At 38.2% G+C, this 22,421-nt stretch carries 16 protein-coding genes; 12 read left to right on the forward strand and 4 right to left on the reverse strand.

Going from position 1 to position 22,421, the window contains the following annotated elements; translation table 11 throughout:
- Window positions 1-640: 640 nt before the first annotated feature.
- On the reverse strand, window positions 641-3,670 hold the full coding sequence (locus D0T53_RS01645; protein ID WP_163264418.1) for a glycoside hydrolase: 3,030 nt from the start codon (window positions 3,668-3,670) through the stop codon (window positions 641-643).
- Window positions 3,671-4,017: 347 nt separating this feature from the next.
- Here D0T53_RS01645 and D0T53_RS01650 point away from each other — a divergent pair, with 347 nt between their 5' ends.
- From D0T53_RS01650 to D0T53_RS01680, 7 genes are all read left to right on the forward strand, one after another.
- Window positions 4,018-5,439, forward strand: coding sequence for a PDZ domain-containing protein (locus tag D0T53_RS01650; RefSeq protein WP_163264420.1), 1,422 nt, complete (start codon window positions 4,018-4,020; stop codon window positions 5,437-5,439).
- Window positions 5,440-5,523: 84 nt separating this feature from the next.
- The gene (locus tag D0T53_RS01655) at window positions 5,524-7,140 is read left to right on the forward strand and encodes an ABC-F family ATP-binding cassette domain-containing protein (RefSeq protein ID WP_163264422.1); all 1,617 of its coding nucleotides are present in this window, start codon (window positions 5,524-5,526) and stop codon (window positions 7,138-7,140) included.
- Between the two features lie 156 nt (window positions 7,141-7,296).
- The gene (locus tag D0T53_RS01660) at window positions 7,297-8,193 is read left to right on the forward strand and encodes a class I SAM-dependent methyltransferase (RefSeq protein ID WP_163264424.1); all 897 of its coding nucleotides are present in this window, start codon (window positions 7,297-7,299) and stop codon (window positions 8,191-8,193) included.
- Between the two features lie 20 nt (window positions 8,194-8,213).
- Window positions 8,214-10,769 carry a YfhO family protein gene (locus D0T53_RS01665; RefSeq protein ID WP_163264426.1) on the forward strand — a complete coding sequence of 852 codons (2,556 nt, stop codon included), beginning with the start codon at window positions 8,214-8,216 and terminating at the stop codon, window positions 10,767-10,769.
- Window positions 10,766-11,671, forward strand: a complete 906-nt coding sequence (locus tag D0T53_RS01670; RefSeq protein WP_163264428.1) for a glycosyltransferase family 2 protein — start codon at window positions 10,766-10,768, stop codon at window positions 11,669-11,671. Before D0T53_RS01665 ends, D0T53_RS01670 begins: the two co-directional genes overlap by 4 nt.
- Before the next feature lie 34 nt (window positions 11,672-11,705).
- Complete coding sequence (gene queG / locus D0T53_RS01675) at window positions 11,706-12,635, forward strand: tRNA epoxyqueuosine(34) reductase QueG (protein WP_163264430.1); 930 nt, start codon at window positions 11,706-11,708, stop codon at window positions 12,633-12,635.
- Window positions 12,636-12,722: 87 nt separating this feature from the next.
- Window positions 12,723-13,301 carry an FKBP-type peptidyl-prolyl cis-trans isomerase gene (locus D0T53_RS01680; RefSeq protein WP_163264432.1) on the forward strand — a complete coding sequence of 193 codons (579 nt, stop codon included), beginning with the start codon at window positions 12,723-12,725 and terminating at the stop codon, window positions 13,299-13,301.
- Window positions 13,302-13,353: 52 nt separating this feature from the next.
- Here D0T53_RS01680 and D0T53_RS01685 read toward each other — a convergent pair whose 3' ends face one another.
- Window positions 13,354-13,719 carry an MmcQ/YjbR family DNA-binding protein gene (locus D0T53_RS01685; protein WP_163264434.1) on the reverse strand — a complete coding sequence of 122 codons (366 nt, stop codon included), beginning with the start codon at window positions 13,717-13,719 and terminating at the stop codon, window positions 13,354-13,356.
- 131 nt (window positions 13,720-13,850) lie between these two features.
- Here D0T53_RS01685 and D0T53_RS01690 point away from each other — a divergent pair, with 131 nt between their 5' ends.
- Window positions 13,851-14,705 carry a neutral zinc metallopeptidase gene (locus D0T53_RS01690; RefSeq protein WP_163264436.1) on the forward strand — a complete coding sequence of 285 codons (855 nt, stop codon included), beginning with the start codon at window positions 13,851-13,853 and terminating at the stop codon, window positions 14,703-14,705.
- Window positions 14,706-14,956: 251 nt separating this feature from the next.
- Window positions 14,957-15,715 carry a WG repeat-containing protein gene (locus tag D0T53_RS01695; RefSeq protein ID WP_163264438.1) on the forward strand — a complete coding sequence of 253 codons (759 nt, stop codon included), beginning with the start codon at window positions 14,957-14,959 and terminating at the stop codon, window positions 15,713-15,715.
- Here D0T53_RS01695 and D0T53_RS01700 read toward each other — a convergent pair.
- A complete protein-coding gene (locus D0T53_RS01700; protein ID WP_163264440.1) occupies window positions 15,712-17,277 on the reverse strand; it encodes an NAD(P)/FAD-dependent oxidoreductase in 1,566 nt (521 codons plus the stop codon). The two genes, D0T53_RS01695 and D0T53_RS01700, sit on opposite strands and share 4 nt — an antisense overlap.
- 206 nt (window positions 17,278-17,483) lie before the next feature.
- On the opposite strand from D0T53_RS01700, the gene D0T53_RS01705 reads away from it, so the two are divergent.
- The 3 genes from D0T53_RS01705 (at window position 17,484) to D0T53_RS01715 (ending at window position 19,824) form a co-directional block, all read left to right on the forward strand.
- Window positions 17,484-18,350 carry a nucleoside phosphorylase gene (locus D0T53_RS01705; protein ID WP_163264442.1) on the forward strand — a complete coding sequence of 289 codons (867 nt, stop codon included), beginning with the start codon at window positions 17,484-17,486 and terminating at the stop codon, window positions 18,348-18,350.
- A gap of 16 nt (window positions 18,351-18,366) precedes the next feature.
- Window positions 18,367-19,029, forward strand: a complete 663-nt coding sequence (locus D0T53_RS01710; protein WP_163264444.1) for a vancomycin high temperature exclusion protein — start codon at window positions 18,367-18,369, stop codon at window positions 19,027-19,029.
- An 87-nt stretch (window positions 19,030-19,116) separates the two neighbouring features.
- On the forward strand, window positions 19,117-19,824 hold the full coding sequence (locus D0T53_RS01715; protein WP_163264446.1) for a histidine phosphatase family protein: 708 nt from the start codon (window positions 19,117-19,119) through the stop codon (window positions 19,822-19,824).
- 97 nt (window positions 19,825-19,921) lie between these two features.
- Here the strand turns inward: D0T53_RS01715 and D0T53_RS01720 are convergent, their stop codons facing one another.
- Window positions 19,922-22,384, reverse strand: a complete 2,463-nt coding sequence (locus tag D0T53_RS01720; protein WP_163264448.1) for a TIM-barrel domain-containing protein — start codon at window positions 22,382-22,384, stop codon at window positions 19,922-19,924.
- Window positions 22,385-22,421 lie beyond the last annotated feature (37 nt).

The raw sequence follows: 22,421 nt of genomic DNA on the forward strand, positions 1-22,421 counted from the left end.
TGATGCAAAACGAACCAAAAAATCAAGACTGCGCCTGCTGTGCGACCCGCCATTTAGCTTGTTCACTGAACAAAAAATAACTCGCACAAAAGATTGTGCTGACTTTTAAGTCAGGCTATGCTCAAACAGCTTTTTGTTCCGGGCGTTCACTTCGCTAAGCGGGTACCCCGCACATACGGCGAGGTCGGTCCTTTTTGCGATGCATTGTCTGAGAGCGGCCTTAGCTTCGACGGACAAGGCATGCAGGCGGCAAAGGCGTTAAAAATTAAAAGCTGTTTGAGCAGCTTTAGCTGCGAGTTATTTTTAATTTAGCCTTTACGGCTGCAATGCTGTCCCCAAGAAGGTACAGACGCAAAATGCCTTTTTGATTCCTTTTGCGGCATAGGGCAAAAGGAATGCAAGTGATCTTCGATCACGCGCAGTAACAACAGTTAATTAATAAGTATAATTTTAAAGAACACTTGCTATATATTTATTCTATCAATATAGAATTACATGCAACTTACAATGCCATAAAATGCATATAATAAAAAAAACTGACATACCTGACAACTTTCTTTATTTTTAGTTTTATAGCATTTGTGTAGTATTTATCAATCTCTAACACATCTCATTAAATAGATAAATACGTATTGAAATATTACCTGACAACACCTTTCATGTTATATTGCTTACCCGAATCTATAACCTTTACAATGTAAACGCCACTTGGCAAATAAACAGTTTCGGAATCGCTCTTACATACACCCTGTTTCATCAACATTCCGTTAACCGAATAAACAATATAGCTTCCTTTATCTGGCAAGTTAGTTAGGCATAAAACACCCTTCCCGCTATACAATGTAGGCGCATTTGTATCAACCATCTCATTATCGATACTTGTCCCTCCCCCATCTGTCAGTTTTATTAATGCCCATTGCTGATTGTAATTACCTGACCATTTAAATGCCCAAAAACCTATTTTAGCACCCGAGCTTGTGCTTGCGTTATCAACATCCAACGCTTTATTAGTTCTAGTAGATGTAATTTTGGCATATCCGTTATCGGTATGCTCAACCAAGAATGTTTGTCCCAATAAGTCGCCCGAGGCTTCCTTTATTTCGGCGTAATATTCATCGTTATCCGAAATCAAATTACCGGTATTTTTATTAGAAATTGTATAATAATCGCCGGCTTTTGCAAATATCCATTGCTGATCGCTATTATTATAATCTGACGAATAAGTAGATTGAATAAGCAGATTGTCGCTTTGGGCAAGGGCATTCTCACTGTTACGGCTAACAATCGCATACGGAACATTAATTTCAGGAGCTTCGAATGTATATGTTTTAGCAGTGCTGTTACTATCGAAATAAATATTATCGACCCATACTTTAGTATTAAGTTTAGATGTTGCATACGGAGATATCTTCACTTCATATACAATATTCCCTATATAAGCCTCCATATCCACAACTAAATCGCGCCACGAATTTGTTCCGAATATTTTGTCTGCCGATATATCACCAACCGATATATTCGCCTTTGTTCCTTCGGCATGCTTTATCATTACATGGAGGTAACGAGTATTATCGGTTATTTTCAGAGGCGAAGAAAGTTTTATCGCCACAGTATCAGTAGTTGCTAACGATCCGGAAGTGGGAACCAAAAACGACAACGCATTACCTAAAACATTTAACCCCGTCTTATCGTCGTTCGGCTCTATTTTGTATATTACATTATTATTGGTTAGCATCTCTGCACGGTAATTATCCGATTCAAAATCTATTACCGAACTTTCCTCTGTAATTTCTCTCGGATCAGGATTGTTATTAATAACTATATTATCGAGACACAGAGATACCTGATTATGAGAAGACATAAAAATAAGAGAATCTATAAACGTTCCTGATTTCAGGTCAATAACTACATCCTTCCATTCGCTGCCTGCATTTAAAACAACAACATCATCAGGCAGATTGCCATTCGCTACCGAATTAGCATCCATACCGGTATATGTCATAACATGCAGATAGCGGAACTTTTCGGATGTAAGTAATGTATTATTCAAATTATATATTATGCTGTCGCCATCCATTATTTGTACTGCAAGGTTCTTTCCGCTGTTATTAAGCGCTTCATTTTTCATATTATCTTCAACCGAAAAAAACGCAGTATTACTTCTGAACCCATTGGCATTATTGTCCTCAAATGTAATTTCGCTAAGGATGTCGAACATTTGTTTATCGGCAAACAGAACAGGAATAATCAAGGTGGTAACCGACTGCCTTGTGGTACTCACATCTATAACTTCCGAATCGATTTTTTTATCTAACTGTTTCTGACAATTCCTTATTGAATTTGTCAGGTAAACAACAGCTTTTTCGCCAATAGCATTAAACGCCGAAAGATCGCAAGCAAACGTTCGATTTCCATCGGTATTGTTTATAAAACAAAGCACAAGTTCGTCTCTTTGCGGATTAACGGCAGCAAGAACATTTTCGTTGTTTGTTTTTATTATTGTGTAGCCTTGCTTAACAAAACGGGTAACCTGCATGCGTATGTAAAAATTCTTCACCCTATAATAAGTCTGTTCAGCAAAATTACAACGTATCTGGCACCAAGTATCGTTCCATTCCTCCATCAATTGCCAATCGAGCCAAGCCGAAGGGCGCATAAGTCGCATATCGTCAAACAAACGCTGAGCCAAATCAATATTATTTGCAATGCCCGAAGAACTGAACCCGGACGGCCCTGTCTCGGACTGCCATAAAGTTTTGTCTACCCTCTCCGATAGTCTTAATATACTGGCTCTTTCGGCATTAGATCCTGAGTAGGAATGTGTATTTATTTGTCCGATTAAAGGCAATGTGTTCCCGTCAGAGATATAAGCATTCAGTGCTGTAATAAAATCGCTAAGACTGGTTTCGTCCGATGCCGATATTACTGTATTCAGCCCCGATGCCTGTAATTTGGGGTATAGCTTTTTTATCAGTGATATTTGCGAAGAAGCTCCGAAATGACACCCCTCCTGCCCTCCAAGATAACCCCAATAACTAGTTAGGGGTTCGTTAAAAGGCTCTAAAGTTTTAAATTCTATGCCATATTCATCTTTATAGTGTTTACAAACATCAATTAAATAGTCGCAAAAAGCATCGTAATATTCGGGTTTCAGGTTATCTATTCCAGCCGGATTATTTCCTGCCGAACATCCGCTATATGTCATCCAATAAGGAGGAGAATTAGAAAAAGCCTCAAATATAGCATCGGGGCGCTTTTCTTTAATTTTCAGCATTATTTTTCTTTGTCCGGCGTCGGCAGTCCAATCATAAGCTGCTGTTTCCGATGGCTTAAACCCCTCCATTTCGGCCCGTACTCCTTTTCCCGACACCATATGACCTTCTTCATCCCCGGTTGTGTAATGCGAAGGATCGTCGCCCCCACCTATATTGTATCGGAATATGTTCATATTCAATCCATCGGGCGAGGTTATCCAATCAACAATTTCGTCAATCTTGTCGTCGTCCCACCGACCGACCATATGGGCCCACCAACAAAGGGACGCCCCCCACCCCTCAACCTGCTGATATTGGGTTTGAGGATCAATTTTAACATTAATATTCTGTGATGAAACTTTCATCGAAACTGCTAAAAGCAGAACTGTTGAAAAGATTAGTAATTTAGTTTTCATTATTTCTATTTTCCAGGTATTTATTCTTCGGTTTAGACCTTATAAACAAAGAAATAGAAATTTATCGAGATTAAAAGCACTGCTCTGAATTTAGGAACAAATACCCCCCTAATTTGAAATAAATTTTGACTCTCGCCCCTACAATATACCTGTTGCCGGTTTACACAGATAAACAAAACAATTATCGCCACATAACTCCCTGTGGCTCTTTGTTTATAAGTTTTATAGCTCAATAAATTCGGCAAGTTTGCATTTCGTTAAAGTCTTATCTTGAATTTAACAGATAAAAATGTATCTTTGCCAACTGAATAAATAAAACTAAGGCGCAAAACTTTAAACTGCAATAAATGAAACTTTTATTATCATCACTTTTGCTTATAATCTCCGTTTTGGGAATGAAAGCCCAGTCGGTTGAACGTACTTGTCATTTTGGAATCACATTCGAAATAAGCAATAACCCGAACTGGGGGTATGGCGAACCCGTTATATTGTCGGTAGAATCAAACTCTCCGGCAAAAAGAGCAGGAATACAACCCGGCGATATTATTATGGAAATAAATGGCGCTGCCACTTACCTGCGTAACTATCAAACAATAGCCTCGTGGTTATTTAATTCCGACTCGGACTATTCAATTCTTACAATTCGGAATTTAAATACCTATTTCAAAGAATACGAACTTCCTCGTCAATGCCGTTCAATTAATTCGATAGGCGAATACGAACTGGCTACATCGTTTTCGATGTACAGTATAGAAGACACACAAGAAAGATCTTTTACGCTTCCCCTGAAAATAGCAGCCAATAAAGATGTCGACTATACAGACTATCACACCTTCAGTTTCATGGAAACATCGGGGGCTCCTGATGTCGACAGTTATATAAACGCAGAAATTGAGCGTGCTCTTTTAGAAAAAGGTTTGGTTTTAGACAATGAAAATCCCGATATCTTAGTTCAAACCGATTATAGCTACCAACCAAATCCGAAACTAAGAAATTCGACCAATAAAAAAACATGGCGTTACGATCCTATAACCGAAAAGATGGTTTTATTACCCATTTTTTCGGGCGACGATTCAAATGCCGAACAAGAAGGTAGTATCGAACTTCACTTTAGCATAAGGTTTTACGAGCAAAAACTTATCGATCCCGAAAATCCAACGCTTATATGGGAAGCAAACGTAAGGGAGTATCTTAGCAACGATAGTTATTCTCTTGAGGATTACATCCGTACTCATGCATCACTTATTATGATGCAATTCCCCTATTCGGTAGATAAAACATTTGCGCGTTATACTGTAAGCTTCAAGAAATATAATTATACGGGATTAAATTATAATTTCGATGACTTAAAAACCATTACAGAAGTCGATCCAAATTCTCCGGCTTATAATGCAGGTATAAAACCCGGAGCTATTATCGAGAAAATAGATGGTAGTAAATTCAATTTCACAAAAGACGACGTAATGGAAGGATACAAACGTTTTATTGTTGAAACAATGAAACTAAGAAATCCGGCAACCCAATTTACCGACGCTAACGGTTATCCCAATGCGATGTATTGGAAACATGATAAATATGGCGATGTAAGAAAAGCTTTCAAGAAAGGAATTTATGCAGCAACAATGCAGTACCTTTACAACTTCAATGCCTATGTATCGCAAAGCAATTCAAGCAACTCAATCATCATAGAAGCTAAGATAGACGGAAAATCAAAGAAATTTACTATCAAACCCGAAATTAAGAAATCGATAGCGGTAAAAGCATTCTAACATTGAGATTTCAAATAAATTACATATAATAATTGGTGAATAGTAAAAACAACTATTCACCATTTTGTTTATTAAATAATAATTATGATAACAGTTTCAAATTTAGGTATTCAGTTTGGTAAAAGGGTTTTGTTTCAGGATGTTAATCTAAAATTTACAAATGGCAACTGCTACGGAATAATAGGTGCCAATGGTGCCGGAAAATCAACATTCCTTAAAATATTGAGCGGAGAAAAAGATGCCACTCAAGGTTCCTTCTCCATGGGACCAAACGAGCGCATGTCGGTATTATCGCAAGATCACTTCGCTTTTGACGATCAGACTGTTATGAATACAGTTCTGCAAGGCCACACTGTGCTTTGGAACATAATGCAGGAAAAAGATGCATTATACGCAAAAGAAGACTTCTCTGATGCCGACGGGATAAGAGCTTCGGAATTGGAAGAACGCTTTGCCGAACTTGAAGGCTGGAATGCCGAAAGCGATGTCGCCATGTTGCTTGGCGGATTAGGTATTGCCGAAGATTTACATTATCAGTTGATGGGAAATATGAGTGGTAAGCAGAAAGTACGTATTTTGCTGGCTCGTGCCTTGTTTGGAAACCCAGATAACCTATTATTGGACGAGCCGACCAATGACCTTGACATCGATACTGTTATGTGGTTAGAGAATTATCTTGCCAATTTTGACAATACTGTTCTTGTAGTTTCGCACGACAGGCACTTCCTCGATTCGGTTTGTACACACATTATCGATATAGATTATGGAAAGATAAACCTTTTTGCAGGAAACTATACTTTTTGGTACGAATCGAGCCAATTGGCATCGCGCCAGCAAGCGCAACAAAACAAAAAAGCTGAAGAGAAGAAAAAAGAACTGGAAGAATTCATCCGCAGATTTAGCGCCAATGTTGCCAAATCGAAGCAAACTACCAGCCGTAAAAAAATGCTCGAGAAATTGAATATCGAAGAAATAAAACCTTCTTCGCGCCGATATCCGGGTATTATATTCACACCTTCGCGCGAACCGGGAAATAAAATTCTCGAAGTTTCGGGGCTAAGTGCTTCAATCGAAGGAAAAACCTTGTTCAGCAACGTGAATTTCAATGTAGAAAAAGACGATAAGGTTGTGTTTCTTTCGAAAGATCCGAGGGCAATGACTGCCTTTTTCGAGATAATAAACGACTATGCCCAACCCGATAGCGGAACTTTCAGCTGGGGGCAAACAATAACCACAGCTTATCTGCCTTTGGACAACAGCGACTACTTTAAGGACGATGTAAATCTGGTAGATTGGCTGACACAGTTTTCGGACGACACCAGCGAAATATATATAAAGGGATTCCTTGGAAAAATGTTATTCTCGGGAGAAGAAGTTCTGAAAAATGCCAAGGTATTGTCGGGAGGTGAAAAAATGCGTTGCATGATTGCCCGTATGATGATGAAAGAGGCTAACTGTTTGGTATTAGACTCGCCCACAAACCACCTCGATCTGGAGTCGATACAAGCATTTAACAATACGCTGAAAGTTTTAAAAGGAAATGTATTGATGGCTTCGCACGACCACGAGTTTATCCAAACCGTATGTAACCGCATAATAGAATTAACTCCGAACGGAGCAATTGATAAAATGATGGATTACGACGATTATATTACATCGGAAGATATTAAAGCATTGCGCGAAAAGATGTACGCTAAATAAACTTTCGATTAAATTATTAGATACAAGAAAGCAACATAACAATACGACCAATTTACGTTATGTTGCTTTTTCATTCATATAATTTTTTATAACGTCCTGTATTTCTTTAAAGTATTTGTTATTTTTGTGGAGTTTTCAAAAAATAAACCATAATAAATGACAACCGTACATATCGACACCTGCCCCGTTTGCGGAAATAATAAATTTACAGATAAACTAAAATACAAAGATTATTTAGCGTCGGGCGAGGAGTTTACGATTCTTGAATGCGATAAGTGCGGATTTGCATTTACCCAAAATTTTCCATCCGAAGATGTGATAGGCCGTTATTACGATGCCCCCGAATATGTATCGCATAGCGATACGCAAAAAGGATTTATAAATACATTATACCATATTGTCCGGAAAATTACCCTTAAATCGAAGTCGAAATTGGTCATAAAAAATTCAGGAATCGCCAAAGGAGAAATTCTTGACATAGGTACCGGTACGGGCTACTTTCTGAATAGAATGAAAGAATGCGGATGGACGGTAACAGGTATAGAGAAAGAAGAATCGGCACGTGAATATGCAAAAGATAAATTCGGGATGAACTTCCACGAATCCGAACATTTATTTAACATAACAGCAGAATCGAAAAATGCAGTTTCGATGTGGCATGTTTTAGAACACGTTGAACAACTAAACGAAACCATGAGTGCTATTCGCCGGATACTAAAACCCGATGGAACAGCGATAATAGCATTACCTAACAAAAAATCGGCAGACGCAAACTGCTATAAAAAATATTGGGCGGCATACGATGTGCCACGCCATTTATGGCATTTTTCGCCCGAAGACTTCCGTACGCTTGCCGAAAAACACGGTTTTAGTGTAATAAAAATGAAGCCTATGTACTTTGATGTTTTTTATATATCTCTTTTGAGCGAAAAAAATAAAAAGACAATACTCGCAAGCCTTGTAGGACTGATAAAAGGAGGTTTTTTGTTTTTGCAAAGCCTTTCGGGCATAACAAAATGCAGTTCGGTTGTATACATATTAAAGAAAAATTAGAAATCACATTTATATAAATTATGATAGGTCAGAGAAAGAATCTTACGAAAAATATACTAACCCACTTAGTGGTAGTGTGTTGTTTTTTAGTTATAACATTGGTATATTTTTCGCCTCAGTTTCAGGGTAAAGTAGTAAAACAGAACGATGTACACCACTTCACGGGTATGTCTCACGAATTGAGCGAATACTATGCAAAAGAAGGGCAATCATCGGTTTGGACAGGCTCGATGTTCTCGGGCATGCCTGCTTACCAGATAGGCGTATGGGGGTCTAATCCTAACTTACTCGATTATATAGAAAAACCCCTGAAAAATCTTGGAGCAGGAACTTCAGGCCCAGTATTCACAGGTATGCTCATGGCCTATTTGTTGTTTCTTGTTTTAGGCTTTGGCGCTCTACCGTCCGCACTGGGGGCCATTGCATTTTCGTTATCGTCATACAACATAGTTATTATAGAAGCCGGGCACGTTACCAAAGCCTGGGCTATAGCTTATATGCCGCTTATTTTGGCCGGAATGCTGGTTATGTTCCGTAAAAAATATTTACTTGGAGGCTTACTTATGGCTATAGGCTTAGCCTTGCAAATAAAAAACAACCACCTCCAGATAACCTATTATACAGGACTTACTTGTGCATTTATATACTTGGGTTACTTATACAAAACCATAAAAGACAAAGATTTCAAAGGATTAGGTATAGGCACAGCCGTTTTAACAGTGGCTGTTGCGCTAGGGGCTATCAGCAATTCGGCAAATTTCTTCTCGAACTACGAGATGGCAGAAGAGAGTATCCGCGGGCAATCGGAGCTTTCGCAACCTTCCGAAACAGAAAAACAATCGTCAGGTTTAGACATCGAGTACGCTTTTCGTTGGAGTTATGGTAAAGCCGAAACATTTACATTACTTATTCCTAATTTATATGGAGGAGTATCTGCTCCGTTCGACGAAAAATCGGAAAGCTATAAAACATTAATAACAAATTATCAAAACAAAACCATTTCTGAGGCAGAAGCCAACGGCCTGATGCGCTTTATGTCGAAATACTGGGGCGATCAACCGTTTACTCAAGGTACTGTTTACTTTGGTGCTATCGTATGCTTTTTATTCATACTGGGGATGATTGTTATAAAAAGCAAAATGAAGTGGATGTTCCTTGCTATATCGCTTTTCTTTATAGCACTGTCGTGGGGACGTCATTTCGAAATACTGAATAACTGGATGTTCTATAATTTCCCTCTTTATAACAAATTCAGGGCAGTTTCTATGGCTTTGGTCATTCCTTCTCTCACAATGGTTATTGTTGCAATTTGGGGAGTAAAAGAGTATTTGAGCGGAACTATAGAAAAGAAAAAACTACACACAGCCTTATACTGGTCGGCAGGTGTAACCGGTATTTTCTGCCTTTTATTATGGCTTATTCCTACTTCGTTCCTTAGCTTTACAAAAGATAGTGAACTCCAAATAGCAAATCATTATGGATGGATGCTCGATGCTATGATTAAAGACAGGGAAGCTTTGCTGACTGCCGATGCATTACGTTCGCTTATTTTTATACTGCTGGCTGCAGCTATATTATGGATTGCTGCCGGTACTAAAATGGCTAAAACCAAAGCAAATATTATATTCACATCTTTGCTTGTTGTTTTAGTACTAGTCGATTTGTGGACGATTGATAAACGATTTCTTAACGAATCGAATTTTGTAAAAAAAGAACGCCCGGTTCAATTATTTCCCGAATCGGCTGCCGATAAATATATCTTACAAGACAAGTCGCCATCGTATAGGGTTCTGAATATGACTAACCCTAACGATTTAACAACAGCCTTTAACGAAGCCACAACAGCTTTCCACCACAAAGCTGTTGGAGGATATCATGCTGCAAAATTGCGCCGTTATCAGGAGTTGATAGAACACCGCATTTTACCCGAAATGCAAATGATAGTAGCATCGTTCCAAACACAGAATATCGATAGTGTTATCGCTACATTCCAAGCAACCCCAACACTAAATATGCTTAACACTAAATATGTGATACTTAGCCCGAATCAGCAACCATTAGAAAACCCATATCATTTTGGAAACGCATGGTTTGTATCGGGTTATACATTTGTTAATACCGCAGATGACGAAATTGCAGCATTAAACCATACAAACCCAGTAAAAACAGCAGTTATAAATAAACGCTTCGAGCAAGATCTGAATGGTTTAGCAATAACTCCTGACTCTACAGCATCAATAGAAATGACTCTGTATAAACCAGACAGGGTAGTTTACAAATCGAACGCCAAATCGGAACAGTTAGCTATATTCTCCGAAATTTATTATGCTAATGGATGGGAAGCATATATTGACGGAAAACTTGTTCCTCATATCCAAGCCGACTGGGTTTTACGGGCTATGCGTATTCCTGCAGGAGAGCACAACATTGAGTTTAAGTTTGTGCCTCATCAATACTATACTTCCCGCACGATATCGGAAATAAGTAGCGGATTACTTATTCTGCTGCTATTTGGAACTATTGTATACAGCTTTGTAGGAAAAAGAAAAGGAAACGAAACTTCCGTTGAGAAATGAGGTATTCCTTCGTAATCTGTTCGTATAACCGCGAAAAATATATAGGAAAAACTATCGAATCGGTCTGCCTTTTAGATTTTAAGGCAGACCAATTCGAATTGCTCATTGTAGACAACAACAGTACAGACAATACCGAGGCTGTTTGTCTGAAAATGATTGCCTTATACCCGGCCATTGACATCCGTTACATAAAAGAAACCAGTCAGGGTGTTTCTTATGCCCGTAATCGGGGCATTAAAGAAGCAAAAGGCGAGTTTATAATATTTGTTGACGACGATGAAACAATCGCTTCCGACTATCTGACTAAGTTTGATGGATATTTAAACGCTTTTCCCCAGATTATTCTTGCCGGAACAGCCGTACTTCCCGTGTATGAAACCGAGAAGCCCAAATGGCTCTCTCATTTTACCCTACGGCTAGTTACAGGCTATTACGACGAAGGCAACGAGGTGAAAAAGCTGGAAGCAAAAAATTATCCCGGCACAGGGCATACAATTATAAAGAAAGAACTTTTCGAACGATTTGGCTATTACAATACCGATCTTGGACGTAAAGGAAAAGGACTGATGGGTGCCGAAGACAAAGATATGATGCTGCGCCTTATCGAAAATAATATCGATTGTTATTATTTGCCCGGTATGCCTGTATATCATCATATTCCTGCCGAAAAGCTAACAGAACAGTTCTTTAACGAATTAACTTACTCCATTGGTAAAAGCGAACGCATACGTACCAAAAACATATCGGAGAAATCGTATCGTAAACGTTTATTTTCCGAAGCCGTCAAATGGGGAGCATCGGTTATACTTTGCATTGGTTATACAATAACATTGAACCCATCGAAAGGGATTAAGTTATTACAATTCAGAAAGAATGTAACCAAAGGCCTATTAGGTAAGTAAATAGAAATAAACTTCTTCTTCCAGACATTTTCAGATGAACCGAAAAACAATATCGGAGAATATAAAAGAATACGCCTTTTCATTAGGATTTGATGCTTGTGGCTTTGCGAAAGCCGAAGATGCCAAAACTGAAAAAGAACATGTGAAAAGCTGGTTAGAAAAAGGTTATCATGCCGAAATGCATTACCTTGCTAACTATTTTGATAAGCGACTCGATCCAACTCTTCTTGTCGAAGGAGCACAATCGGTTATAAGCGTTGCTTTAAACTACTATCCGCAACAAAAACAACCGCAAACAAATCCTCAAATAGCATATTATGCTTATGGAAAAGATTACCACAACGTTGTAAAAAACAAATTACAACAGCTATTCGATTATATTAAAACTTTGCATCCGCTTCTCGAAGGGCGTATGTTTTGCGATACAGCACCAGTATTAGAACGATATTGGGCCGCAAAAGCAGGAATAGGATTTATAGGGAAAAACTCGTTGCTTATTATACCCGGTAAGGGATCATACTTTTTCCTTGGCGAAATCATATCTAACATAGAACTGGAGTACGATACTCCATTAAACATTTCGTGCGGTAGTTGTAATAAATGTCAACAGGGCTGTCCTACCCAAGCTTTTGAACAAGCTTATATACTCAACTCCCAAAAGTGTATCTCTTATCAGACAATAGAAAATAAAGGAGATATAGATATCTCTATAATTCCTTGTCTGGATAATCGATTATATGGTTGCGACATATGCCAGCAAATATGCCCATGGAACAGGTTTGCAACACCTAATAATATTGATGAATTTGAACCTTCCCCCGACTTTTTATCACTAACTACAGAGAAACTGGAATTGATGGATGAACCCGATTACCAGCAGATTTTCAAACACTCAGCAATAAAAAGAGCCAAATTTTCAGGACTAAAACGTAACCTTAATGCTATAAAAAATACAAAGAGGTAGAAATACACGATAATATTCACATTTTTTATAAAGGTTTTCTGTCTAAAACCTTTATTTTTGCTCCGAACAAAATGAAAATCAATAACAATGAGTAAAAAGATATTCGCCTTGCCGATTTTGTGCATGTTTTTCATACTATTTCTAACAACATCCTGTATTGGAGATGACGACGATTATGAAATAGATGAGGAATGGAAAGCACTGAATGAAAACAGATTTAGCGAAGCTGAGGCTGAAGGCTCGTACCAACGCCGGAATTCCCAAACTCAAGACGGATACATCTTATGGAAAAAATCATCTGTTATTTCAGACAATGATATTGATGTAAAATCATCGGCTAACGATGACGACCGAGTTTTATTCACCGACTCCGTTTCGTATCGCTGTATAGGCTGGTATTTCGACAAAGAGGGCGAAAAAATCACTTTCGAATCGACTGAAGACAATAACGCAGTAGTAAAAGGCATGGGTGTTGCAAGAGTACCCGAAGGGTGGCGCACAGCATTATATTACATGAAAGAAGGAGACGAAGTAGAAATTGTTATTCCTTATCAGTTAGGTTATGGATATACCGGAGGTTCCATAAATAATATTACAATTCCTGGTTTCACAACCCTATGGTTTAATATAAAGCTCGTAAAAATATTTAAGTTGGGAAAGTTTTAAAACATATATAAAACTAAAGACAACAGACAACTTTATCTGTTGTCTGTTTTTTTCATAAATTATGATATTCCTCCTGTTTTTTCTTCGGCAATGCTTTAATAACTTCCGCCACCGAGTGGTCAATCAGTTCTTTTATAAGCCCGTCAGGAATATCACTTTCTATTTGAATAGAATTCCACGTCAGACTACGTGTATTGGCACACCTTTCCACTCCTGGATATTGTTCCCTCAGTTCTGCCGAGCGCTCAGGGATACATTTCATATTGACTCTAAAAATTCCATCCTTCGGTTTCAGGGCAACGTAAGCAAACATTTTATCCATTACTTTGAACACCAGAACAGAGTCATCCAAAAACGGAGTGCTTTCGGACGCACCTTTTATCGATATACAATATTCTCTCAATTCTTCTATATTCATGTGCGTGTGGTATTTTATTCGTGCTCAGCGTTTTCGAAAATTGTGATCGAAAACGAACAAAAAAAATATATGAATGTTTAAAAGTATATATTTTTTTGCAGTAAGAAATACCAATTAAAAAAAGAAATACGATGAAACTGGACGGAAGACGACAGAGTGATAATGTAGATGATCGCCGAGGAAGAATGGCTGGCAAAACATCTTTAGGAATAGGCGGAGTGATTATAGGCGCTATAATTATTTGGATAATGGGTGGCGACCCTATGAGTTTTCTGTCTCAACAGGCAAGTGAAGGCTTAACTAATACCGAGCAGGTTTATACTCCCACACCCGAGGAAGAAGAAGCGGCGGCATTTTCTAAAACAATACTGGCAGGAACAGAAGATGTGTGGAAGGAGATATTCGAGCAAAATAATATGACTTATGTGCCACCAAAAATGGTACTGTTTACAGGAAGTACAACATCGGGGTGTGGTACAGCCGCATCGTCAACCGGACCTTTTTATTGCCCTGTTGATAAAACACTTTATATTGATTTATCCTTCTTCAACCAGATGAGAGACCAACTGAGTGCCGGAGGCGATTTTGCTTATGCTTATGTAGTGGCACACGAGGTAGGCCATCATGTTCAGAATTTGCTAGGAACACTCGATCAAGTACAACGCCGCCAACGACAAGTAGGCAAAACGGAAAGCAATCAGTTGAATGTTCGTCTCGAATTGCAAGCCGATTTTTATGCAGGTGTGTGGGCATATCACGACAATAAGATTTTTCAGTCGATCGAGGAAGGCGATATTGAAGAAGGTTTAAATGCCGCTTCACAAATAGGGGACGATCGTTTACAAATGGAAGCACAAGGATATACCGTACCCGACTCGTTCAATCACGGTACTTCGGCACAACGTGCCCGATGGTTAAAAAAAGGTTTACAAACGGGTAATATTACCGATGGCGATACTTTTTCGATGTCTTATTCGCAGTTGTAATAACGATTAAATCTAAATTTCGGAATCAACAAATTACTTTAACAGATTAACTTTTAACACTTTTACTAGTTTTCCTTTTTTCGGAAACAGGAACAAAAAAGAAGCATCAACAGCTATCTTTTCTTTTTCTGATACTAAATACCCATATTATGCAATAAAAGAGGATATTATTATCCTTTTCAGTGCCAAATGTTTTATATTTATCTGGTTGCAATTTCATAATTTGCGGTTAAACTAAAAAGAGGAAAGCTATGCAAACCAACAGTTCGTTTTTCTCAAACATAAGCTTCAGATACAAAGAGGGCTTATTGCTTCTAAAGGATAATAATAAGTATGGGTTTATCAACAGACAAGGAAGAATTGTTATACCTTTTCTGTACGAAAAAGCTTCATCTTTTTGCGAAGGTCTGGCCGCTGTATGCTTTAATAAAAAGTTTGGATACATTGATAAAGAAAATAGCATTGTTATACCTTTCATATACGATAATGCAAAGGATTTTAATAATGGGCAAGCTCTGGTTTCGATAAATAACGAATGGATTTATATTGATACCAAAGGGAAACTGTGTTTAATTCCCGATTTATCGTTTCGTTACAAAAACAATATTGCCAAATCCCAGCCTCTTATTAAAGACGATATACAATCGGTAGGGTGTATTAACATCGAAGGCAATCTTGCTCTGTCATGCATATACGATTACCCATTTTCTTATAACGAAAATACATTGTGCCAGCATTGTTATAATGGTAAATCGGTTTCGTGGCGAAGGCTTATACTTTTCCGAAAATTCAAAAACAATTGTCCTTGTTCGCGTAGTGCAAAAAATGAAAGTAAAAAATGTAAATACCAAATTCCTCCGGGGTATATGTCTACTCCGTGGTATAAAAAAAACACAAAAAAGAAATGGGGTAAGTCGTTTGTTTTAACCTATATGTGGGTTATTATTTCTTTTATATTGGTAATGCTTGTTTGCTTTTTATCGTGTATTATATTGGCTAATTATTTTTAGCTCTTTGCTTGTAGCCAGAAGGCTAAGGCTTCGGCACATCTTTCTCCGTCCATTGCAGCAGAAACAATTCCTCCGGCATATCCTGCACCTTCTCCACAAGGATAAAGCCCTTCAATATCGGGGTGTTGTAAGCTTTCTCTTTCGCGCACAACCCTGACAGGCGATGAAGTTCGGCTTTCGACACCTATAATTAATGCATCGTTTGTTAAATATCCCCTATTCTTCTTTCCTACGGCTTTTAAGCCCTCCTGCAAACGCGACGATATAAATAGAGGCATCCATTCGTGTAAAGAGGAAGATACTATTCCGGGTGTATATGATGTTGGTGGCAAATTTGAACTTTTCTTATTATTTATAAAGTCATAAAGTCGCTGTGCCGGTGCAATCTGGCTTTTTCCTCCATGAATCCATGCTAGTTTTTCGATATATTCCTGAAAGTGGAGTAACGATAGTTCGCCATATTCCGAATATTCGGGAAAATCTTCGGGGTGAATCTCAACCACAACCCCCGAATTTGACCATTTAGACCCTCGGTTAGACGGCGACATGCCGTTTACAACTACTTGTTCTTCTCCACTGGCCGAAGGTACAATAATACCTCCCGGACACATACAAAACGAATATACACCTCGTCCGTTAACCTGCTCAACAAAACTATATTCGGCTGCAGGCAGATATTTACCCCTTCCTTCTTCGGAGTGATATTGAATTTGATCGATTAGATGTGCAGGATGCTCTATACGTACACCTATTGCCAAGCCTTTTGCCTCGATACGTATATTTTGTTTATGGAGCATACGGTAAACATCGCGAGCCGAATGCCCTGTGGCCAGAATTACTGCTCCGTCAAATTCTTGTTGCGTATTTGTAGTAATGCCTTTGACTTTACCATCGTCGATAACGAGAGAGTCCATTCGTGTGTTAAAATGTACTTCTCCTCCCGATGCTATTATTTGCATACGCATTTTTTCAATAATCCCGGGCAGTTTATCTGTGCCTATATGAGGATGCGCATCCACAAGAATATCCGTATTAGCCCCATGTTGGCAAAACACGTTCAATATTTTTTCTACATTCCCTCTTTTTTTGCTGCGGGTATATAACTTACCGTCAGAAAAAGCACCTGCGCCTCCTTCTCCAAAACAATAATTCGATTCGGGGTTTACAATATGCTCCTTACTCATCATACTTGTATCGTGTTTCCTTTCACGTACGTTTTTACCACGTTCAACTACTATTGGTTTTAATCCCAGTTCTATTAAACGCAGAGCAGCGAATAACCCGGCAGGACCTGCCCCCACCACAATTACTTGTTTAGCGTTGCTAACATCGGGGTATTCTATTGATGAATATTTAATTTGCGGTTCTTGTTCATTAATATAGCCTCTGACCCTCACGTTTACAATAATATTCCGTTGCCGTGCATCTATCGAACGGCGAATAATGCGAACCGATTCTATATCCTTGTACAGAATACCCGTTTCGGCAGAAAAAATAGTTTTAATCGTATCTAAATCCGAAGCTTGTTGGGGGCTCAGGCGTAAATCAATGTCTTTTTGCATATTATCGATATTATTATAAATCGCAACAAAGGTAGTTTAATTAAATATTATAATCCGAAAAATAATAATATTCATTGTTGGATTATCTTCGTTCTCCGCTATAATTTTGAGGGCTTTTATTGAAATAATGGCTGGTTTGTAATACTTTTATGGGTAAGTTTGTATTCCGACAATTAAAATAAATTTAATTTTTCAAATACTGATATATGAGAACTATACCCGGCTCAGAGCTGATTATTAATGATGATGGAAGTGTGTTTCATTTACATATTCGCCCCGAACAGTTATCGGAAAAGATAATAATGATGGGCGATCCTGAACGAGTTAAACTTACAGCGTCTTTTTTCGACAATATTGAGTGCGAGATTCAAAGCAGGGAGTTTCATACCATTACCGGAACATACAAAGGTAAGCGAATTACGGCCTTGTCGCACGGCATAGGCCCCGATAATATAGATATTGTTATAACAGAACTGGATGCTTTGGCAAACATCGATTTTGCTACCCGTCGGGTAAAAAAAGATTTTAAACAGCTGACAATGGTAAGGGTTGGAACTTCAGGAGGACTTCAGCCTCATTGTCCGATAGGATCGTATGTAGTTGCCCAGAAGTCGATAGGATTTGACGGTGTACTTAATTACTATGCAGACAGGAATACTGTTGCTGAACAAGATTTTGAAGATGCATTCAAAAAGCATGTTAACTGGTCGCCGTTGCATTGCTCGCCCTATGTTGTGAGTGCCAACCAAGAGTTGATTGACAGGATAGGATTTGATATGATTAAAGGTGTAACAATATCGGCTATCGGTTTTTACGGGCCACAAGGACGCTATGTAAGGCTGCCACTGGCCAACCCTGATTTAAATAGCAAAATCGAGTCTTTCAAGTTCGGAGAACATGTTATTACTAATTACGAGATGGAAAGTGCTCCCCTTGCCGGCTTAGGCAAGCTGATGGGGCATAAGGCAATGACTATATGCACCATTATTGCAAACCGATTGGCCGGTGAGTCGAATGCGAACTATAAAGGATCGATCGAAGATTTAATAAAGACAGTACTCAACAGAATTTGATATCTACATATTCGGAATGAAAAAAACTTTTCCTAAGCTTGCAATACGTATAATTGTGGTAACAATCATAGTGGCTGTTATTGTCCTTTCCGCATTGTTGTATGCCAACTGGAAAATTCCTCACGATACAGGAGAATATATTTTTGACAGTATAGAGGATATTCCTTCGCAAAAAGTAGCATTAGTTCTCGGAGCTTCAAAAAATTTAAGAAACGGAGCGGTAAATCCTTATTTCATAAATAGAATACAAGCTGCAAAAGAGTTATATGACGCAGGAAAAGTGAAAGCCATTGTTGTAAGTGGCGATAATGGAAAGCATAGTTATAACGAACCGGAAGATATGCGCGTTGCCCTTATCGGAGTTGGAGTTCCCGATAGTATTATTTATCTTGATTATGCCGGATTTCGCACCCTTGATTCTATTGTCAGGATGAATAAGATATTTGGGCAAAGTTCGTTTATTATAGTATCGCAGCAGTTTCATAACGAAAGAGCCATTTTCTTAGCACAGCATTATGGGCTTACAGCCTATGGCTATAATGCAGAAGATGTGAGAAGCAGGCGGGCTTCGAGAAAAACAAACATAAGGGAAAAGTTCGCGAGAGTAAAAGTTTTTGTAGATTTTATTTTCGATAAAGAACCTAAATTCTTAGGCGATCCGGTTGATATAAATCAATGAGTATATCCGTTATTCTCTTTTTATATGTGTTTTGTAAATAAAACGCAAGCATAGTGTATCTTTGCACAAGTACTAGCAAAATCAAGAATGAAAACTACTATTACATTTTATATTGTTCGTCATGGAAAGACTCTGATGAATACACTTGAGCGTGTACAGGGTTGGTGCGATTCTCCATTAACAGATGAAGGAGTTGCTGTGGCAAAGGATTTAGGCGCAGGGTTTCGAAAAATTAAGTTCGATGCTGTTTATACAAGCGATCTTAGACGAACCCGGCAAACAGCTCAAATATTATTAGACGAAAAAGGACAGCCAGAACTACCTATAACAGAAATGAAAGAGTTTAGGGAGTGCTGTTTTGGCAGTTACGAATCGGGGGAAAATTCCCGTATGTGGACAGATGCATCTATTTATTTACACTATAATTCTCCCGAAAAAATGTCGGAAGCTATATTCCGAAAAGAAATATCGGGCGAGCATGTTCTGAATGCAATAAGCTCACTTGATAAACTTGGTATTGCCGAAACTTTCGAACAACTAGAAACCCGTACTCATCTTGGTTTGAAGCTAGTAGCCGAAAAAGAATCGGCTAAGGGAAAACCCTTGAATATATTGTTAGTTGCTCATGGTATGAGTATTACTGCTATGCTGCATAATTTGGGAGGTAGAGAACTACAGAAAAACCATCTGCTAAATGCTTCGGTAAGTAAAGTTATATATGAAGATGGCATTTTTAAAACTTTATCGGTTGGCGATATGAGTTATGCCGAAAATGGTGCTAAGTTGAGAATATAGTAAAAAAAAAGCGATTGAGATTTTGAATCCCAATCGCTTCATTTTCTTGTTTTTTCTCTTAGAAAGTTCTCAAACCTTCATAAAATACACAAATTAGTTAACGAGTTTGTGAATTTAATTTTACGCTTGTTGCTTTACCTTTATATTCTACATCCTTGTATGTGCTGTCTTTTCCGGCAAGTTCTACTTTAAATTTGCGATTATTCAACATACCGGAGAACGAACCTTTCCTGTCAGAGATAGTCAATGTTTTAGATTTGTCGTTCCATTTGAATGTTATAGTTGAATAAGCTCCTTTTTCGTAATTATAATTATCGTTTTCATCTTCATATAACGTAAATTCGCCGTTTGCTCCAGGATATACGCGTATCAAAAGACTTTCCCAATTTTTCTCAGTAGCAAATTGAACCTGTGGACCAAACGGAATGATACTTCCTTGTTTTACATATAAAGGAATCATGTCTATTTTCGTTTCGGTGGTTATCTCTTGACCTCCATCAATTTTTTCACCGGTCCAAAAGTTAAACCATGCCGTACCAGCGGGCAGATAAACTTTAGTTGATTTGGGTTGAGTAAAATCTACTGCTGGTAGAGTTTTACGATCATCCTCTGAGTTTGTTTTTTCCCAACCTGAGTATTCGTTCGATTTTACGGCTTTCTCTGAAGTATATTGGGCATTAACAATGGGAGCTACCAATATAGATGTTCCAAACATGTACTCATTGTTCATGTTTCGCACCTTCTTATCGTCAAAATCCATTGCTAAAGCACGCATAAAACTTCCTTGCTTATTGGTTACTTCCCATGACGTCGAATAGATGTATGGTAATAACGAATAACGAAGTTCTATTGCCTTTACAATTGCATCATAAACAGGTTCTCCTTTTTCTCCAAAATGATAAATTTCTCTTGAAATCTGCGTTCCATGCGAACGCATCATAGGGCAAAATGCACCAAACTGCATCCAGCGAACATACAGTTCCTGATACGATGGGTTTTTAGTAGCAGTTCCATCACCATCCGTATTATTATAAGCATTGGCAAAAAATCCGCCTATATCGCTATTCCAGTGAGGAATTGCACTCAATGTAAAATTCAGACCTGCAGGAATCTGTCTGCGTAATGCATCCCAAGTTGAATTTATATCACCCGTCCAAGTATTTGCACCATAACGCTGTTGACCGGCAAATGCCGAACGCGTAAGAATAAATACTCGCTTGTCTGATGATGCTTTACGTTGGTTTTCATAAACACCTCCAACAGTCATTAAAGGATAAGCATTTCGCACTTTACGAAGTGAACCAAGATATGTTTTATTATCAAAATCAGTAGGTTTAGGATTCATGTGATCTGGTTCGGTCGAGTCCATCCACCAGCCATCAATACCCAACGAAAAAAGTCCTTTATTAAGATACTTCCAGTATATATCCCGAGCTTCAGGATTAAATGGATCATAGGCCTTTGCTCCCGATAAATAATCGCGTCTGGGAGGCCATACATCTATTCCCGATAGTGGCCATGTACCAAAATCCAAAAGCATCCCTTTTGGCTCCATTTCTTGGAACTGTTTAGTTTTTGAACCAAATGACGACCATATAGAAACGATAATATGAGCATTCATATTATGAATATTTTCTATCATTCTTTTAGGATCTCTATATTGAGGGCTAAGAAACTCCATTGCATTCCATAAATAGTTACTATCCCAATACTGCCAGTCTTGAATAATGCCATCTAACGGTACACCTAATTCGCGGTATTTTTTTACCACACCTACTACTTCATTCTGGCTTTTATATCTTTCTTTACTTTGCCAAAAACCATATGTCCATAGCGGAAACATAGGAGCCTGACCTGTAAGATCGCGCATACATGCTATTGAACCATCCATGCTTTCGCCAAACATAAAGTAATAATCAACACAATCGCCTACTTCTGATTTAAATAATGTAGCTTCAGGCGTATCTTCAAATAATGTCGGAGAATAGTTGTCCCAAAATAAACCGTACCCTTTTGTCGAAACAAAGAATGGAACATAATCGTCCTTATTACTTTGCACCATATTGAATTTGGTATTTCTTTGAGACATTTTACCATGCTGATGCTGACCTAAACCGTAAATATCTTCATCCTGATTCAGTTTAAAAGTTTGAGAAACTGAGTAGGTTTTATTTCCGACGTCATTAAAGTCTGTAAAAACAGCTGAAGATTCTTCGCTTAGTAAATTTCCCGCCTTTTTCGAAAAAAACGAAACTTTACCATTTTGTTTATTCAGGCTAACATCTATTTTTGCTGTTTTTACTATGATTAAATCGCCATCCTGCTTTACAGAAAAAGCCGTTTTTTGAGGTTCTTTTATAACAGATAAACTTTCCTTCGTAAAAGGAACCTCTTTCAGCGATTTTACTATCCGAATAGTAGTTGGGCTATACACCTGAATTTCAATTGCAGTCGAATCTACTATTGATTTTATTCCTAAATCGGTTTTCTGATAAGCTTGGGCATGACCAAGCACAGCCAAACATACTATCAACAATAACGTCAAATTAAATTTCTTCATGTAATTTTCTAATTTTTATTATTCATCAATATCAGTT

Origin of the sequence: Dysgonomonas sp. 216 (assembly GCF_010501065.1) — a bacterium.
Lineage (GTDB): Bacteria > Bacteroidota > Bacteroidia > Bacteroidales > Dysgonomonadaceae > QVMM01.

Bases quoted from the DNA above. Each gene is read 5' to 3' on its own strand.
- D0T53_RS01645 (WP_163264418.1), bottom strand. From the start codon at position 3,670: ATGAAAACTAAATTACTAATCTTTTCAACAGTTCTGCTTTTAGCAGTT.
- D0T53_RS01650 (WP_163264420.1), top strand. From the start codon at position 4,018: ATGAAACTTTTATTATCATCACTTTTGCTTATAATCTCCGTTTTGGGA.
- D0T53_RS01655 (WP_163264422.1), top strand. From the start codon at position 5,524: ATGATAACAGTTTCAAATTTAGGTATTCAGTTTGGTAAAAGGGTTTTG.
- D0T53_RS01660 (WP_163264424.1), top strand. From the start codon at position 7,297: ATGACAACCGTACATATCGACACCTGCCCCGTTTGCGGAAATAATAAA.
- D0T53_RS01665 (WP_163264426.1), top strand. From the start codon at position 8,214: ATGATAGGTCAGAGAAAGAATCTTACGAAAAATATACTAACCCACTTA.
- D0T53_RS01670 (WP_163264428.1), top strand. From the start codon at position 10,766: ATGAGGTATTCCTTCGTAATCTGTTCGTATAACCGCGAAAAATATATA.
- queG (WP_163264430.1), top strand. From the start codon at position 11,706: ATGAACCGAAAAACAATATCGGAGAATATAAAAGAATACGCCTTTTCA.
- D0T53_RS01680 (WP_163264432.1), top strand. From the start codon at position 12,723: ATGAGTAAAAAGATATTCGCCTTGCCGATTTTGTGCATGTTTTTCATA.
- D0T53_RS01685 (WP_163264434.1), bottom strand. From the start codon at position 13,719: ATGAATATAGAAGAATTGAGAGAATATTGTATATCGATAAAAGGTGCG.
- D0T53_RS01690 (WP_163264436.1), top strand. From the start codon at position 13,851: ATGAAACTGGACGGAAGACGACAGAGTGATAATGTAGATGATCGCCGA.
- D0T53_RS01695 (WP_163264438.1), top strand. From the start codon at position 14,957: ATGCAAACCAACAGTTCGTTTTTCTCAAACATAAGCTTCAGATACAAA.
- D0T53_RS01700 (WP_163264440.1), bottom strand. From the start codon at position 17,277: ATGCAAAAAGACATTGATTTACGCCTGAGCCCCCAACAAGCTTCGGAT.
- D0T53_RS01705 (WP_163264442.1), top strand. From the start codon at position 17,484: ATGAGAACTATACCCGGCTCAGAGCTGATTATTAATGATGATGGAAGT.
- D0T53_RS01710 (WP_163264444.1), top strand. From the start codon at position 18,367: ATGAAAAAAACTTTTCCTAAGCTTGCAATACGTATAATTGTGGTAACA.
- D0T53_RS01715 (WP_163264446.1), top strand. From the start codon at position 19,117: ATGAAAACTACTATTACATTTTATATTGTTCGTCATGGAAAGACTCTG.
- D0T53_RS01720 (WP_163264448.1), bottom strand. From the start codon at position 22,384: ATGAAGAAATTTAATTTGACGTTATTGTTGATAGTATGTTTGGCTGTG.